The sequence below is a fragment of the Marinitenerispora sediminis genome (assembly GCF_003336425.1).
Classification (GTDB): domain Bacteria; phylum Actinomycetota; class Actinomycetes; order Streptosporangiales; family Streptosporangiaceae; genus Marinitenerispora; species Marinitenerispora sediminis.
Window position 1 is genome coordinate 21,243 of record NZ_QEIO01000046.1, and the last position, 14,847, is coordinate 36,089.

At 72.7% G+C, this 14,847-nt stretch carries 18 protein-coding genes; 10 read left to right on the forward strand and 8 right to left on the reverse strand.

The window, feature by feature from the left end; all coding sequences use genetic code 11:
- The first annotated feature begins 187 nt into the window (after positions 1-187).
- The 4 genes from DEF28_RS11235 to DEF28_RS11250 all read left to right on the forward strand — a co-directional run bounded on the left by DEF28_RS11235 (position 188) and on the right by DEF28_RS11250 (position 3,103).
- Entirely contained in the window at positions 188-913 is a 726-nt protein-coding gene (locus DEF28_RS11235; RefSeq protein WP_114399582.1) for an urease accessory protein UreF, read from the forward strand.
- Positions 906-1,661, forward strand: coding sequence for an urease accessory protein UreG (gene ureG, locus DEF28_RS11240; protein WP_114399581.1), 756 nt, complete (start codon positions 906-908; stop codon positions 1,659-1,661). The genes DEF28_RS11235 and ureG overlap by 8 nt, the downstream gene beginning before the upstream one ends.
- Entirely contained in the window at positions 1,658-2,446 is a 789-nt protein-coding gene (locus tag DEF28_RS11245) for an urease accessory protein UreD (protein WP_233515237.1), read from the forward strand. The genes ureG and DEF28_RS11245 overlap by 4 nt, the downstream gene beginning before the upstream one ends.
- Positions 2,447-2,560: 114 nt before the next feature.
- Positions 2,561-3,103, forward strand: a complete 543-nt coding sequence (locus DEF28_RS11250; RefSeq protein ID WP_114399580.1) for a DUF1707 SHOCT-like domain-containing protein — start codon at positions 2,561-2,563, stop codon at positions 3,101-3,103.
- Between the two features lie 95 nt (positions 3,104-3,198).
- Here DEF28_RS11250 and DEF28_RS11255 read toward each other — a convergent pair whose 3' ends face one another.
- Genes DEF28_RS11255 through DEF28_RS11270 form a run of 4 tightly spaced genes read right to left on the reverse strand, consistent with a single transcriptional unit; the run spans position 3,199 to position 4,984 of the window.
- Positions 3,199-3,612 carry an NUDIX hydrolase gene (locus DEF28_RS11255; RefSeq protein ID WP_114399579.1) on the reverse strand — a complete coding sequence of 138 codons (414 nt, stop codon included), beginning with the start codon at positions 3,610-3,612 and terminating at the stop codon, positions 3,199-3,201.
- A gap of 52 nt (positions 3,613-3,664) precedes the next feature.
- Entirely contained in the window at positions 3,665-3,886 is a 222-nt protein-coding gene (locus DEF28_RS11260) for a DUF397 domain-containing protein (RefSeq protein WP_114399578.1), read from the reverse strand.
- 28 nt (positions 3,887-3,914) lie between these two features.
- A complete protein-coding gene (locus tag DEF28_RS11265) occupies positions 3,915-4,106 on the reverse strand; it encodes a DUF397 domain-containing protein (protein WP_114399577.1) in 192 nt (63 codons plus the stop codon).
- Positions 4,107-4,123: 17 nt separating this feature from the next.
- Positions 4,124-4,984, reverse strand: a complete 861-nt coding sequence (locus tag DEF28_RS11270; RefSeq protein WP_114399583.1) for a helix-turn-helix domain-containing protein — start codon at positions 4,982-4,984, stop codon at positions 4,124-4,126.
- A gap of 143 nt (positions 4,985-5,127) precedes the next feature.
- On the opposite strand from DEF28_RS11270, the gene DEF28_RS11275 reads away from it, so the two are divergent.
- Positions 5,128-5,592 carry an ATP-binding protein gene (locus tag DEF28_RS11275; RefSeq protein ID WP_114399576.1) on the forward strand — a complete coding sequence of 155 codons (465 nt, stop codon included), beginning with the start codon at positions 5,128-5,130 and terminating at the stop codon, positions 5,590-5,592.
- A 64-nt stretch (positions 5,593-5,656) separates the two neighbouring features.
- On the opposite strand, the gene DEF28_RS11280 is transcribed toward DEF28_RS11275, so the two are convergent.
- Positions 5,657-6,448 (reverse strand): isocitrate lyase/PEP mutase family protein, encoded by a 792-nt coding sequence (locus DEF28_RS11280; protein WP_114399575.1) that lies wholly within the window; start codon positions 6,446-6,448, stop codon positions 5,657-5,659.
- Complete coding sequence (locus tag DEF28_RS11285) at positions 6,445-6,936, reverse strand: carboxymuconolactone decarboxylase family protein (RefSeq protein WP_114399574.1); 492 nt, start codon at positions 6,934-6,936, stop codon at positions 6,445-6,447. The genes DEF28_RS11280 and DEF28_RS11285 overlap by 4 nt, the downstream gene beginning before the upstream one ends.
- Before the next feature lie 47 nt (positions 6,937-6,983).
- On the opposite strand from DEF28_RS11285, the gene pdxR reads away from it, so the two are divergent.
- Positions 6,984-8,402, forward strand: a complete 1,419-nt coding sequence (gene pdxR, locus DEF28_RS11290; protein WP_114399573.1) for a MocR-like pyridoxine biosynthesis transcription factor PdxR — start codon at positions 6,984-6,986, stop codon at positions 8,400-8,402.
- A 269-nt stretch (positions 8,403-8,671) separates the two neighbouring features.
- Here pdxR and DEF28_RS11295 read toward each other — a convergent pair whose 3' ends face one another.
- Together DEF28_RS11295 and DEF28_RS11300 are read right to left on the reverse strand one after the other, a co-directional pair.
- Complete coding sequence (locus DEF28_RS11295; protein ID WP_114399572.1) at positions 8,672-9,541, reverse strand: 1,4-dihydroxy-2-naphthoate polyprenyltransferase; 870 nt, start codon at positions 9,539-9,541, stop codon at positions 8,672-8,674.
- A 115-nt stretch (positions 9,542-9,656) separates the two neighbouring features.
- Positions 9,657-10,199, reverse strand: coding sequence for a GNAT family N-acetyltransferase (locus DEF28_RS11300; protein WP_114399571.1), 543 nt, complete (start codon positions 10,197-10,199; stop codon positions 9,657-9,659).
- Positions 10,200-10,408: 209 nt separating this feature from the next.
- Between DEF28_RS11300 and DEF28_RS11305 the strand changes: the two genes are divergently transcribed.
- The 4 genes from DEF28_RS11305 to DEF28_RS11320 form a co-directional block, all read left to right on the forward strand.
- On the forward strand, positions 10,409-10,786 hold the full coding sequence (locus DEF28_RS11305; protein ID WP_114399570.1) for a phage holin family protein: 378 nt from the start codon (positions 10,409-10,411) through the stop codon (positions 10,784-10,786).
- A 159-nt stretch (positions 10,787-10,945) separates the two neighbouring features.
- On the forward strand, positions 10,946-11,923 hold the full coding sequence (gene dapA, locus DEF28_RS11310) for a 4-hydroxy-tetrahydrodipicolinate synthase (RefSeq protein WP_114399569.1): 978 nt from the start codon (positions 10,946-10,948) through the stop codon (positions 11,921-11,923).
- The gene (locus tag DEF28_RS11315) at positions 11,920-13,605 is read left to right on the forward strand and encodes a ribonuclease J (protein WP_114399568.1); all 1,686 of its coding nucleotides are present in this window, start codon (positions 11,920-11,922) and stop codon (positions 13,603-13,605) included. The genes dapA and DEF28_RS11315 overlap by 4 nt, the downstream gene beginning before the upstream one ends.
- A gap of 236 nt (positions 13,606-13,841) precedes the next feature.
- On the forward strand, positions 13,842-14,847 hold a 1,006-nt coding region (locus DEF28_RS11320), incomplete at its 3' end, for a DNA translocase FtsK 4TM domain-containing protein (protein ID WP_199493221.1).

The window sequence follows — 14,847 nt, forward strand, 5'->3', positions numbered from 1 at the left end:
CGCCGCCGCCGGCAGGCGGGGCGCGTGGCCGGGGGAGAGGCGGCCGTGGGGCGGGGGCGCGTTCCGAGTGTCGGGCCGCCCGTTGCGCCGTGCCACTGTGTGGAGATCGCGTCCCGGGCGGGACGGGTCCGTGGCGGCGGGGCGGTCGCCCGGTTCGATCGGACACGACGGTGGGAAGGGGGTTCCGGTGGCCGATGAGGACGACCCGGGCGCGGCGGCGCGCGGCTCCGGGACCGGGGCACTCGGCGCGCTGCTGCTCGCCGACGCGCGGCTGCCCACCGGCGGGCACGCGCACTCCGCCACACTGGAGGGGGCCGTCGCCGCCGGGCTGGCGGCCGAACAGGTGCCCGCCTACATCCGGGCCCGGCTGCGGACCGTCGCCCGCACCGAGGCCGCCGCGGCCGTGCTCGCCCTGCGGGCGGGCCGCGGACGGCCGGTCGACTACGGGCCGGTGCAGGCGGCCCTCGCCGCACGGACGCCCAGCGCGCCGCTGCGGGCGGCCTCGGCCTCGCTCGGCCGCGGGCTGACCCGCCTGGCCCGCGCCCTGTGCCCCGGCCATCCGGCGGTAGCCGGGCTGGCGACCGCGACCGCGGCCACCCCCGGGCTGCGGCCACTGCGTCCGGTGGTGCTCGGAGCGCTCGGCGCCGCGCTCGGCCTCACCGAGGCGCAGACCGCCCGCGCGGTCCTCTACGACGACGCGCAGACCGTCACCGCCGCCGCGCTCAAGCTGCACCCCGGTGATCCGCTCGCCACCGTGCGGTGGGTCGTGGACGCCGCCGACGACATCGAGGCGGCGGTCCGCGCCGCCGTGGCCGTCGCCGCGCCCGCCGACCTGCCGGCCCGATCCGCCCCGCTCATCGACCAGTGGGCGGCAGAGCACGCCCAGAGCACGAGGAGGCTGTTCATTGCTTGACCCCACCGTGTCCCCGGTATCCCCGGCGCCCCCCGGCCGCCGGACGCTGCGCCTCGGCGTCGCCGGTCCGGTCGGCACCGGAAAGAGCTCACTCATCGCCACGCTGTGCCGCGAACTGTCCGGCGAGTTCGCGATGGCCGTCGTCACCAACGACATCTACACCGACGAGGACGCCAGGTTCCTGCGCTCCGCGGGCGTGCTGGCGGCCGAGCGCATCCGCGCCGTCGAGACCGGCGCCTGCCCGCACACGGCGATCCGCGACGACATCACCGCCAACCTCGACGCCGTCGAGGACCTGGAGGAGGAGTTCGCGCCGCTCGACCTCGTGCTGGTGGAGAGCGGCGGCGACAACCTCACCGCGACCTTCAGCCCCGCGCTGATCGACGCGCAGATCTTCTGCCTCGACGTGGCCGGCGGCGGCGATGTCGCCCGCAAGGGCGGTCCGGGCATCGGCCGGGCCGACCTGCTGGTCGTCAACAAGTCCGACCTCGCGCCCTACGTCGGCGTGGACGTCGGCCGGATGGTGGCCGACGCCGAGAAGGCGCGGGACGGCCGGCCGGTGCTGGCGCTGTCGCGGTCCGACGCGGCGTCGGTCGCGGAGCTGTGCGCCTGGGTGCGCGGGGTGCTCGCCGAGCACGTCGACGGCCGGCACGTGCCGCAGGACCCCGGCCCGATGGCCCCGCACAGCCACGGTCCGGCCGGCCACGACCACGGCCACGAGCACGGGCCGCACACGCACGTCCATTGACCGCGCCCACCGTGCGGCCGGGCGCCGCGACCCCGGACCACCGCGACCACGGACCGCGGGAGGCGGGCCTGACGTCCGGCACGCCCACAATCGTCACCGTCGCGTCCGGCGGCGGCCGGACGTACCCCGTCCGCCTGGAGACCGGCACGTTCCTGCGCCCCCGCGTGATGCGCCGCCCGGGTCCGGGCCTGCGTGTGGTGCTGGCGGCGGTCCGGGCGTCGCTGTGCGCCGGAGACGACCTGCGGCTGCACGTCCATGTCGGGCCGGGAGCCCACCTCGACCTGGTGGACCCCAACGGCACGGTCGCCTACAACGCACGCGGCGGCCGTGCCGCGTGGCGTGCGGACATCACGCTGGCCGAGGGCGCGCGGATGACGTGGACCGAGCCGTCGTTCATCGTCTCCGAGGGGGCCGACGTGCTGCGGGAGACCACCGTGTCTCTGGCGGCCGGGGCACGGCTCGCGTGGCGGGAGACGCTGGTGCTGGGCCGCACGGGGGAGCGCGGCGGGGCGCTGCGGTCGGCGACCCGGGTGACGCACGAGGGACGGGAGCTCCTTGCCGAGGACCTCGACCTGCGCGACGCCGAGCTGCGGGAACTCCCGGGCGTGCTGGGCGGTGGCCGGGTCATCGGGCAGGTCGCCGCCCTCGGCTCCGTCCCGGACGGGCCGGCCGGACCGCACCGGCTGGACCTGGCGGGGCCGGGCGTGCTGTGGCGGGCGCTGGCGCGGCGGACGTACGAGTCCGACCGCGTCCTGGACGAGGCGTGGCGGGCGGCGGTGCGGTAGCGGTCGTGCCGTCGAGCCGCACCACGGTGTCGGACGGGCGGTCCCGCCACCGGAAGCCCCGCCCTCAAGGCACCTCGGCGTGTGGGCATCGCGGGCCGGGTCTAAAGTGCAACGGTGACCACTCTGCCGGAAGACCCGTCGTCACGGTTCACCGAAGACGACCGTGCCACGGCCGTGCAGCGCCTGCAGGAGGCGTACGCCGAAGGACACATCTCGCACGAGGAGATGGACGGAGGGCTCCAGTCGGCGCTCACCGCCCGGACGCGCGGCGAACTCATCTCCGCGCTGTCCGCACTCCCGGCGGGGCCCGCGGAGACCACGTCCACGCTCGCCGCCGCCAGCGGGCGGATCCGGCGACGCGGCGCCTGGCGGGTACCGCGGTTCCTCAAGGTCGTGTCGGCGTACGGCCGGGTGCGCCTGGACCTGTCCCGGGCGGTCATCGAGCACCCGGTGGTCGACATCGAGCTGCAGCTCGGCACCGGCGGTGCCAGGATCACGGTGCCGCGCGACGCGGTCGTTGACTTCGACGGTCTGCGAACGACCTGGAAGTTCCCGCGCTACAAGCCGCGACCGAACGTCCGCCCCGGCGGGCCGACGATCAGGATCTCCGGCGCCATGGGGTACGGACGGCTGCGGATCCGCCACGCGCGGCGGTGAGGCCGGGCGCTCAGTCGCCCAGTTCACTGAGGAGCGGCCAGATCTCGTCCTCGCACAGGTACCGCAGCATCCAGTCGGCGAAGGGACGGCCGTACTCAGCCGACCAGGTCGTGTCCGTCATGTGTGCGGACCTGGGGCGGGCCGGAGGCGATGGCGTCGAGCAAGCGGACGGCGTAGGCGGGCGCCATGCGGGAGCGGCCCTCGTCAGGCGTGACCCACTCGACGGCGGTCGTCTCTCCCGAGAGGCAGAGTCGCCCACCGGTGGGGTGGCAGCGAAAAACGAGGGCGACGACGCCGAGCTTGATGTTCTTGTAGACGCCGGTCAAGGCGTCGATGCCGACGTGGAGGCCGGTCTCCTCCAGGACCTCTCGGCGCAGGCCGTCCTCGATGGACTCGCCGAGTTCGAGGACGCCACCGGGCGGTTCCCAGTGGCCGTTGTCGGCTCGCTGAACGGTGAGGAGGCGGCCGTCAGGGTCCACGATGGCGGCGGCGACGGAGACCGAGTGCATGACAGACAAGTGTGGCCCGGTCGGCAGGCTCGGGCCACACGATGCGGAGAGCTCAGAGGTCGAATTCGCCGGCCTTGGCTCCCGCGATGAACTTGCGGAAGTTCTCGATGGGGGTGAGGACGACGGGGGCCGAGGTGTCGGTCGGGTCGTCGGCCTCGATGATGCCGACGGTGTCGCCGACGCGCGCGATGAAGATGCAGCCGCCGCTTGGACCGCTGAAGCTGGACTTGTGCCAGCGGTCCGCGGCCTGAGCGCGAAACTCCTGCTCGGTCACCGATTCACCTCCGACGTGCCGATATGTGCTACAACTTGTCGGCCTTGACGGCACCGAGGAAAGCGTTCCATTCGGACAGCGCGAACCTCAGCTGGGCGCCGTGTGGATGCGTGGAGTCTCGGACGGCGTGCCTCCCTGGAAGAGCCGCTGCTTCGACGCAGTTGCCGCCGGCGTTGCTGTAGCTGGACTTGCGCCACACCAGTTTCGATGACCCGAACACAGTCGCTTCCTCCAGGATTATCCGCGCTCCCGCAGGATATCCGCTATGAAACTCTTTGACTTCGCATCCGACAAGGCGACGGACTGCAGGTGATCGAAGACGAGGTTATAGCGGGCGACATCCTCGGATGACTCCAGGTGCTGACTGCTGGTGAGATCCTCGATGTAGACGATGTCCGGGTCCGCTGGCTCCGGGAACGTCAGAATGACGAAGGACGTCCCAAGCGAGGCATGTGCTCCCTCACCGAATGGGAGTACCTGGAGCGTCACATTCCGAAGGTCGGTCAGTCCGATCACCTGCCGGAGCTGTTCGGTGAAAGCCCTTCGCCCACCCACCGGGCGGCGAAGGACAGCTTCGTCAATGATCGCCCACAGCCTGAGCGGCGTGTCCTGATGCAGAAGCTTCTGCCGCTCCAAGCGAGCTTGTACCTGCTCTTCGACCCGCTCAGCTGTCAACTCCGGCCGGGCGGCCATCAGCACTGCACGGGCATATGACTCCGTCTGCAAGAGGCCCGGAACCAATTGGTTCTCGTACTCGCACATCGCCGAGGCATCGTTCTCCAGGCCCACGTACTTCTCGAACCAATGCGGAATCGCGCCTTGTTCGAAAGTCTGCCACCAGCCTTTGAGCCTGGATTCGCGCGAGAGCGCGACCAGGACCTCGACGTCCTCCGGATTCACGCCATAGACGCCCAGGATCAGCCGCAGGTCGCGCGGCTTGATGCTGCGTCGCCCGTTCTCAACCCGGCTCAGCCACGAGCCGTCGCACTCGACGGCCTCAGCCACCTGGCTGAGTGTCATCCCCGCGGCCTTCCGTAGCCGTCGCATCTCCATCCCCAGCCGACGCCGACGCGCGGTCGGACTCGCCCCAGTGGCCATGGCGTCCACCCCTCTCGCGAACCGCAGCAACCACAACCTGGTGACCAGGTGTCAATGACAACTTGTCAAACCCATTCGTTGTGCCAAACACTATCAGTGTGTCGCTGATTACTCAGTGACACCAGCGAGATGGGAGAACCTACATGTCCGAACCACACGACGGCACCCCCTCCGCCGCGACCCTCTACCTCTCCGGCCGGACGCTCGATGACGTCGGCACCTCCCGCGACTTCGTCCGCTCGGCCCTCCGCCGCGAGGAACCCGACATCACCCACACCGCAACGCTGTTGACCAGCGAACTCGCGACCAACGCGCTCGTCCACGGCGACGAACGCAACCTCGTCCCCGGCCTCGTACCGCGTCTCAGGCAGCCGCGCCCCTTTCACGTCACCGTGGACGCGTGCCTCCAGGAGATCTGCATCCTGGTCTGCGGCAAAGGATCGCGGCTGGCCGTCGTCAAACCGAAGAAGGACCGCGAGTGGGATGAGAGCGGCCGCGGCCTGGCGCTCGTCGCCGAGTTGTCCGAGACCTGGGGCACCCACGGCGACGCCTTCAGCCGCACCGTCTGGTTCGTCCTCAAGCGGACGCCGGCCCCGATCGTCGCGTGACTCGTCCGAGACACGGAACCGTCCCGGCCCTGTCGGTAGCAGGGCCGGGACGGCAATCACGAATCTATCGCGAAGGAGCGGGCGGCAGCTTCCCTTCCCGCACACCCGCGACGAGCCCCGCGAGATGCTCCTCGACCGCCATGAACAGCCCCGGCCCGAAGCTCACCCGGGCGACGCCCGCCGCAGCCAGGTCGGCGAGGGACACCGGGGACCCCGGTACCGCCGTCGCGTTGACCGGTGCCCCGATGCCCTCCACCAACGCGCGGACCGTCTCCGCCGGCAGGTCGAAGGCGATCGGGTACACGCAGTCCGCGCCCGCCTCGACGTAGCGGCGCCCCCGCTCGATCGCCTCGGCCAGCCGCTCCTCGTATGTGCCGGTGCCGTGCAGGAAGACGTCCACCCGGGCGTTGAGGACCGCGTCCGGCGCCGCGGCTCGGAAGGCCGCGAGGAACTCCGCCTGGTCCGCCACCGGCGCCAGCTTCCCCGTGGCCGGGTCGGTGTCCTCCAGGTTGCAGCCGACCGCGCCGCTGGCGGCCAGCCGGTCGGCGATCTCCGCCGGCGGCAGGCCGTAGCCGCGCTCGATGTCCGCGGTGACCGGCACCGGCACGGCCCGTGCTATACGGGCCACCGCCGCGAACATTTCCTCGGCCGGGGTCTCCTCATGGTCGCCGTACCCCAGCGCCGGGGCGACGGCCGCGCTCGCGGTGGCGACCGCCGGGAACCCGGCGGAAACCACCGTGCGGGCGGAGGCGGCGTCCCACGCGTTGGGCAGCACCACCGGGTCGCCCGGGACGTGCAGGGCCCGAAGCGCGGCGGCCCGGTCCGCGACCGCCGCGCCGGTCGGGGACGCGCTCATCCGCGCGAGCGCGGCTGGTAGTCGCCCACGGTGACGCGCGCGGTGATCGCCAGCCGGTTCCACGTGTTGATCGTGGCCACGGCCCACGTCAGTGCGGCCAGCTCGGACTCGTCGAAGTGCCGGGCGGCCTCCTCGTAGACGTCGTCCTCCACACCGCCGTCCGCGATGAGGGTGACCGCCTCGGCGAACGCCAGCGCGGCGCGCTCCCGCGCCGTGAAGAACGGCGTCTCCCGCCACGCGTTCAGCGCGTGCATCCGCTGGTGGGTCTCGCCCTGCGCCTCCGCGTCCTTTGTGTGCATGTCCAGGCAGAACGCGCAGCCGTTGATCTGCGAGGCCCGGATCTTCACCAGTTCCAGCAGCGAGGGCTCCAGGCCCAGGCCGTGCACCGTCTGCTCCAACTTCGCCATCGCCCGGTAGGCGGCGGCGGAGTGGCGGGCGATGTCGAGGCGCTGCGGGACCTCGACGGTCTCGTTCGTGATCGTGCTCATGTCTTCGACCCTAGGCCGGAATTGGCGGACTGCTATGGTCCAATCCCATGGTGATCGACTGGGCCACTTCCGGCGTCGACCTGCTCGTCGACGTCGACCCCGCCGACCGGGGGCGCCGTGCCGGGCTGGAGCGGGCGCTGCGGGCCGCCATCCGCGACGGCCGGCTGGCCCCTGGTACCCGGCTGCCCGCCAGCCGGACGCTCGCCGGGGAGCTCGGTGTCGCGCGGGGCACGGTCACCGCGGCCTACGAGCAGCTGGTCGCGGAGGGGTACCTGTCCGCCCGGCGCGGGTCCGGCACGGTCGTCGCCGAACTGCCCGCGAGCCGCATTCCGGACCGCGGTGCGGCGGGTGATACGGGCCCGGTCCCGCGCCCCCGCCATGACATGCGGCCGGGACGTCCGGACCTCTCGGCGTTCCCCGTCGAGGCGTGGCTGCGCGCGGCCCGCCGGGTGCTGCCCCGGATGGAAGTGGCGGCGTTCGCCCTCGGCGACCCGCGGGGGCACCCGGCCCTGCGTGCGGACCTCGCCGAGTACCTGGGCCGGACGCGGGGCGTGCTGGCCGACCCCGAGTCGATCGTGGTCACCAACGGCTTCATACAGGGCATCGGACTGCTCGCCCGCGTGCTGCACGAGTCCGGGCGGAGCGTCGTCGCGATGGAGGACCCCTGCTACCCGTTCCACCGCGAGGCGGTGCGCCGGGCCGGGCCGTCGGTCGTGCCGCTGTCGGTGGACGCGCAGGGCGCCTCCGGCCAGGTGCCGGAGGGCGCGGGCGCGGCCGTGGTGACGCCGGCCCACCAGGTCGTCCTGGGCATGGTGCTGGCGCCCGAGCGCCGCCGCGCACTGGTCACCTGGGCGAGTTCGGCGGACGGCCTGATCGTGGAGGACGACTACGACGGGGAGTTCCGGTACGACAGGCAGCCGGTGGGCGCGCTGCAGCAGATGTCGCCCGAGCACGTCGCCTACCTCGGCACGGCGTCCAAGACGCTCGCACCCGGGCTCCGCCTGGGGTGGATGGTCCTGCCGCGGCGGTTCGTCGAGCCGGTGGCGGAGGCCAAGTTCTACGCCGACTCCCAGACCGACATCATCGGCCAACTGGTGCTCGCGGATCTGATCCGCGGCCACGACTACGACCGGCACGTCCGGGCGCAGCGGCTCCGCTACCGGCGCCGCCGCGACGAACTCCTCCGCCGGCTCGCCCGGGAGGTGCCCGAGGTGCGGGTGCGGGGAGCGGCGGCCGGCCTGCAACTGATGCTGGAGCTGCCGCCCGGCGGCCCGTCGGAGACCGAGGTGACGGACCGAGCGGCGGCGCGCGGCCTGCTCATCGTTCCGGTGGGCGCCACCTGGCAGGCGCCGAACCCGGACCGGCGCCCGAGCATCGGAGTGGGCTACGCCACTCCGCCGGACCACGGCTACCCGGCAGCGCTGGACGCCCTGGTCGCGACGCTGCGCGAGGCACTGGACGCCTGACAGCCGCTGCCCGGGCCGTCCGCCGGCGCCGTCGCGGGTGCGGACGGCGAGTTCCGTCCTCGCACGTCCACTCCTCCGGGCTCAGGCGTTCCGGGTAATCGCGCCCCGCCCGCCGCGCCGGGCTTCCCGGCCGGCCACCTGGCGATGTCCAGGTGGCGCTGGTCCGTGGCACCCCGGGGAAGGGGAGAAGTCGGGAATCTGAAGGATGGCGAGAGAGCCGCGAGATGTCCGATTTGTGATCTACGTCGTACAGGAGGTGGCGATCCCGCCTACCCCAGCGCGAGACCCACCGTGAACAGCACCCCGAACGCCAGCTGCATCTTCCCCGTCTCACCGAGGCCCAGCACCAGGTCGCGGCCCTGCTGGCCGCCCGCCACCCGCCGGAGCGGTCGGAGCGCCAGCGGGACGGCGAGCAGTGCCAGCAGAGTCCACGGGTTGGCCACCGCCATGGCGGCCGCGATCGCGAAGGCGGCGGCCACGCACCCGATGTAGAGCCGCCGGGTGGCGGCCTCGCCCAGGACGACCGCCAGGGTCCGCTTGCCGGTCCGGGAGTCGGTGGGGATGTCGCGCAGGTTGTTGATCACCAGCACCGAGCAGGACAGCAGCCCGGCCGCGACCGCGGCGGCCCAGCCCTGCCAGGGAGCCGCACCCACCTGGACGAAGACGGTGCCGACCACCGCGACCAGGCCGAAGAACACGAAGACCGCGACCTCGCCAAGCGCGTGGTAGCCGTACGGGTTCTTCCCGCCGGTGTAGAACCACGCGGCCATGATCGCCGCCGCGCCCACCAGGAGCAGCCACCACGCGGAGGTCAGCGCCACCACCAGGCCGGCCACCGCCGCCACCGCGAAGCACGCCCACGCCGCGACCAGGACCTGACGCGGCGCGGCGAGCCGGGTGGCCGTGAGCCGGGTGGGCCCGACGCGCTCGGCGTCGGTGCCGCGCACGCCGTCGCTGTAGTCGTTGGCGTAGTTGACACCGATCTGCAGGGCCAGCGCCACCACCATGGCCAGCGCCGCCTTCCACCACACGGCGGCGTCCGCGCCGAGGGCGACACCCGTCCCGATCGCCACGGGGACGATCGAGTTCGGCAGCGTGCGCGGGCGGGCGCCCGCGACCCACTCGGGGACCGTGGCCACGCGGGTTCCTTCTTTCCACCGGCGGTCCCGGCGCGGCCGCGCCGGGACCGGTTGCTCTCGTTTCGTCCCACCGTATCGCCGCGCGGAACGGCGACCGCGGGCGGGCGGCGCGGTGTCAGCCGCCGATCGCGGCGTGCAGCCGGACCATGGGAACCGGCACACCCAGGTCGAGTTCGCGGCGTGCTCCGTCGGGCCGCCAGCCCGCCGCCTCGACGAACGCGCGCAGCGGGTTGCCGGCCTCCAGCACCCACACGTGGACGGTGCGGAACCCGTCCTCCAGCAGGTGGTCCACCGCCGCGTTGAGCAGCCGGCTGCCATGCCCCCGGCCGACATGGTCGCGGTGGACGTGCAGCGCGTAGATCTCGGCGTCCGTGCCGGGCCACCGGTCCGGGTCCTCGGCCGGGCCGACGGCGGCGAAGCCGACCACCGCGCGGTCGTCCGTGGCGACCAGCAGCCGGTGCCGCGAGCTGGGCGGCCGCTCGACCGCCGTGTGCCACTGCTCGCGGAACCGCGCTCCGGCCTCCTCGCCGGTCAGCTCGGCGAGCACCGGTGCGGGCAGCAGGTCGCCGTACAGGTCCCGCCACGCGGCGACCTGGATCGCCACGACGGTCTCGACGTCCTCACCCCGCGCGGACCGGACAAAACGCTGTGTCGACACGTGGACGCCCCCACTCGCTGGCCGGCGGACTCCGGCTCCCTCCCCGCATCGTGGCAGTGCCGGGACCGGTTCCCAAATCCGCGCACCGGCGCGGCTCCCCACACGCCCTCGGCGGAGGCGGACCTCCCCTCCGTGATGCCCCGGAGATTTCCCCCATCCGCTTCGCCGCGACTTTCTCGCGGGCCGGGCCGCGTGGGAGCATCGAGATCGTGAGCATCATTATTCGAATCATCGTGAACGCGGTCGCCCTGTGGGCGGCGGTGCTGCTCGTCAACGGGATCGAGGTCACCACCAGCTCCCTCGTAGGCCAGATCGCCGTGTACCTGGTCGTCGGCGCGATCTTCGGCGTGGTGAACGCCGTCATCAAGCCGATCGTCAAGACGGTGGGATGCGCCTTCTACGTCCTCACCCTGGGCCTGATCGCGCTCGTCGTGAACGCGCTGCTGCTCATGCTCACGGGGTGGCTGGCCGGGCTGCTGAACATCCCGTTCAGCATCGACGGCTTCTGGCCGGCCTTCTGGGGCGCCATCATCATCGCGGTGGTGAGCTGGCTACTCAGCCTCTTCGTCGGCGGCAACGACGACTGATCGGTGTGCGGCGCACGGCACCGGCCTCCCGTGGCGAGCGAGCCGCTCGCCCTTCGCGCCACGGGAGGGGTGCTTCCCGTTCATGCGCCACGGGAGGCTGCCCGCCCTGACCGGGGCGCTTGGCGCCGTTCGTCCGCCATTCGCGGTACCGTTTGCAGCATGGTAGGCAGCACTACGCCGAACGCGCCTTTCGGCCAGATGTTGACCGCGATGGTCACGCCCATGCACGAGAACGGCGACGTCGACTACGACGGCGCCGCCCGACTCGCCACATATCTGGTCGACGAGCAGCGCAACGACGGCCTCGTCGTCAACGGCACCACCGGCGAGTCGCCGACGACGAGCGACGACGAGAAAGACCGGCTGCTGCGCTCCGTCGTCGAGGCGGTCGGTGACCGCGCCACCATCGTGGCCGGGGTGGGAACCAACGACACCCGGCACAGCATCGAACTCGCCCGAGCGGCCGAACGCGCCGGAGCGCACGGCCTGCTTACGGTGACCCCGTATTACAACAAGCCGCCCCAGGAGGGGCTGCTCCGCCACTTCACGGCCATCGCCGACGCCACCGGGCTGCCGGTGATGCTCTACGACATCCCGGGACGCACGGGCGTGCCCATCGCCTCCGAGACCCTGGTCCGGCTGGCCGAGCACCCGCGCATCATCGCGAACAAGGACGCCAAGGACGACCTCGGCGCGAGTTCCTGGGTCATGGAGCGCACCGGCCTCGCCTACTACTGCGGCTCCGACATGCTGAACCTGCCGATGCTGTCCATCGGCGCGGCCGGGTTCGTCAGCGTCGTCGGGCACATCGTCGGTGCCGACCTGCACGAACTCATCGACGCCTACCACGGAGGCGACGTCACCCGCGCGCTGGCGATCCACCGCCGGCTGACCCCGGTCTACACCGGGATCTTCCGCACGCAGGGCGTCATCACCACCAAGGCCGTGCTCAACATGTTCGGCCTGCCCGGGGGAGCGGTGCGCACACCGCTCGCCGACGCGTCGTTCGAGCTCCAGGCGCTGCTGCGGGAGGACCTCGCGGCCGCCGGCGTCAAGGGGCCGATCGGGCTCGCGCCGCACCAGGCGGTGCCGGCGAGCGCCGTGGGAGTGGAACGGTTGACGGAAGGATCCGCATGAGCCACCCACACCCAGAACTCGGCCCCCCGCCTCCGCTGCCCGCGGGCGCGCTGAGGATCGTCCCCCTCGGCGGCCTCGGGGAGATCGGCCGCAACATGACGGTCTTCGAGTACGACGGCCGGCTGCTGATCATCGACTGCGGCGTGCTGTTCCCGGAGGAGGAGCAGCCGGGGGTGGACCTGATCCTGCCGGACTTCGACCACATCCGGGACCGGCTGGACGATGTCGAGGCGCTGGTCCTCACGCACGGCCACGAGGACCACATCGGCGCGGTGCCGTTCCTGCTGCGCGAGCGCCCCGACATCCCGCTGGTGGGCTCGCGGCTCACCCTCGCGCTGGTCTCCGCCAAGCTCGGCGAGCACCGCATCAAGCCGGAGCTCGTGCAGGTGGCCGAGGGCGAGCGGCACCGCTTCGGCGTGTTCGACTGCGAGTTCTTCGCGGTCAACCACTCGATCCCCGACGCACTCGCTGTGGGCGTCCGGACCCCCGGCGGCTCGCTGCTGCACACCGGCGACTTCAAGATGGACCAGCTGCCGCTGGACGGCCGGCTGACCGACCTCGCCGGGTTCGCGCGCTTCGGCGACGAGGGCGTGGACCTGCTGCTGTCCGACTCCACCAACGCCGAGGTCCCCGGCTTCGTCACCCACGAGCGCGACATCTCCGGGGTCATCGACAAGGTGTTCGGCCAGGCCGGGCAGCGCATCATCGTGGCCTGCTTCGCCTCCCACATCCACCGCGTGCAGCAGGTGCTCGACGCCGCGCAGGAGCACGGCCGCAAGGTGGCCTTCGTCGGCAGGTCCATGGTGCGCAACATGAACATCGCGCGCGACCTCGGCTACCTCCGCGTCCCCGGCGGCCTGCTGGTGGACGTCAAGGAGCTGGACGCCATGGCTCCCAACGAGGCGGTGCTCATCTCCACCGGCTCGCAGGGCGAGCCCATGTCGGCGCTCACCCGCATGGCCAACCGCGACCACCAGATCCGCATCGAGCCGGGCGACACCGTGGTGCTCGCGTCCTCGCTGATCCCGGGCAACGAGAACTCCGTGAACCGGGTCATCAACGGCCTGACCCGCTGGGGCGCCAAGGTCGTGCACAAGGGCAACGCGCTCGTGCACGTCTCGGGGCACGCGCCGGCCGGCGAGCTGCTGTACGTGCTCAACATGGTGCGGCCGCGCAACTTCATGCCGGTGCACGGCGAGTGGCGGCACCTGCGGGCCCACGCTCAGCTCGCCACCCTCACCGGTGTGCCCGAGAAGCGCGTGGTGATCGCCGAGGACGGGGTCGTGGTCGACCTCGTGGACGGCAAGGCGTCGATCGTGGGCGCCATCCCCGCCGGGTACGTCTACGTGGACGGCGCCTCGGTGGGCGACGTCACCGAGTCCGCGCTGAAGGACCGCCGGATCCTCGGTGAGGAGGGGTTCATCTCCGTCATCGTGGCGGTCGACTCCTCCTCCGGCAAGCTCGTCGGGGAGCCGCAGATCCACACCCGCGGGTCGGGGATCGACGTGGACGCCTACGACGAGGTGGTCCCGAAGATCCAGGACGCGCTGGAGCGCGCCGCCGCCGACGGCATCAACGACGTCGCGCAGCTGCGCCAGCTGGTGCGCCGCTCCATGGGCCGCTGGGTGAACGAGACCTACCGCCGCCGGCCGATGATCGTCCCGGTCGTGCTGGAGGTCTGACCGGGGCACCGGGGGCGTGGTCCGCTGTCCCGCGCCGCATGCGCGCGGGCGGGATGGCGTGTGTTCTTGCCATTGCGGTGCCATGCGTTCCCGCCACGCGGTGCCGTGCGTTCCCGCCACGCGGTGCCGTGCGTTCCCGCCACGCGGTGCCGTGCGTTCCCGCCACGCAGGCTGCGACACGCCCACGGCCGGTGGGAGGCTGATCCCGCCGGGGCTCGCTTAGTAGGCTGCCCACCATGGCCACCCGTGTGCCCAAGACCCCCCAGCGTTCCGGCGGTGGAGCGGCCCGCAGCGGCGGTTCGGCCCGCAAGTCGCCGGCCGGCCGCTCCGGGGCCGCCGCCCCGCGTGCCCGGAAGGCCCCGGCCCCGCGTCCCCGGCCGCAGAGCGCGGGCGAGGGGCCCGTCGCGCTGCTGTTCACGTGGTTCGGCCGCGGCCTGCTGCTCATCTGGAAGCTGCTCGCGCACACGGTGGGCGGGCTGGCCCGCACGGTGGGCCGCGGCGCTCGCGACCTCGACCCGGACCTGCGCCGCGACGGTCTCGGCATGGTGCTGCTGGCGGCCGGGCTGCTGGTCGCCGCGGCGGTGTGGTGGGACACCGAGGGGCCGCTGCTGGACGTGACGCGGATGGTGGTCCTCGGGGCCTTCGGGACGTTCTCCCCGGTGCTGCCGCTGCTGTTCCTGCCGTTCGCGTGGCGGCTCATGCGCACGCCGGGCAGCGGCCGGACCGACGTCGGACGGCTGCTGATCGGGGCCGCCGCGCTGCTGGTGGGCCTGCTGGGGCTCATCCACATCGCCCACGACATCCCGTGGCCGTCCGACGGCCAGACGGCGATGCGCCGCGCCGGCGGCCTGATCGGGTTCGTCGCCTCCGGGCCGCTGTCGCAGCTGGTCACCCCGTGGGTCACCGGGGTGCTGCTGTTCATGCTCATGGTGTTCGGCCTGCTGGTGGTGACCGCCACGCCCGTGCACCGCATCCCTGACCGCGTGCGGCAGCTGTTCGGCGGCCTGGCTGCGCGCGACGGCGGCCCGGACGTCGGGATGGACATCCTCGACGGCGAGGGGGCGAAACCGGCGCGCCGGCGCCCGAAGCGGCCCGCCGGGTCGGCGGCCCGGCGGGCGGGCGCGCGCCGGTCGGACGCGGCCGAGGAGGCGCCCGAGGACCTCGACACGGTCGCGGGCGCGAACGAGCGGCCCTACGACACCCCGGTCGTCGAGGGGGAGCGTCCCACCGACCCCCTCCCAC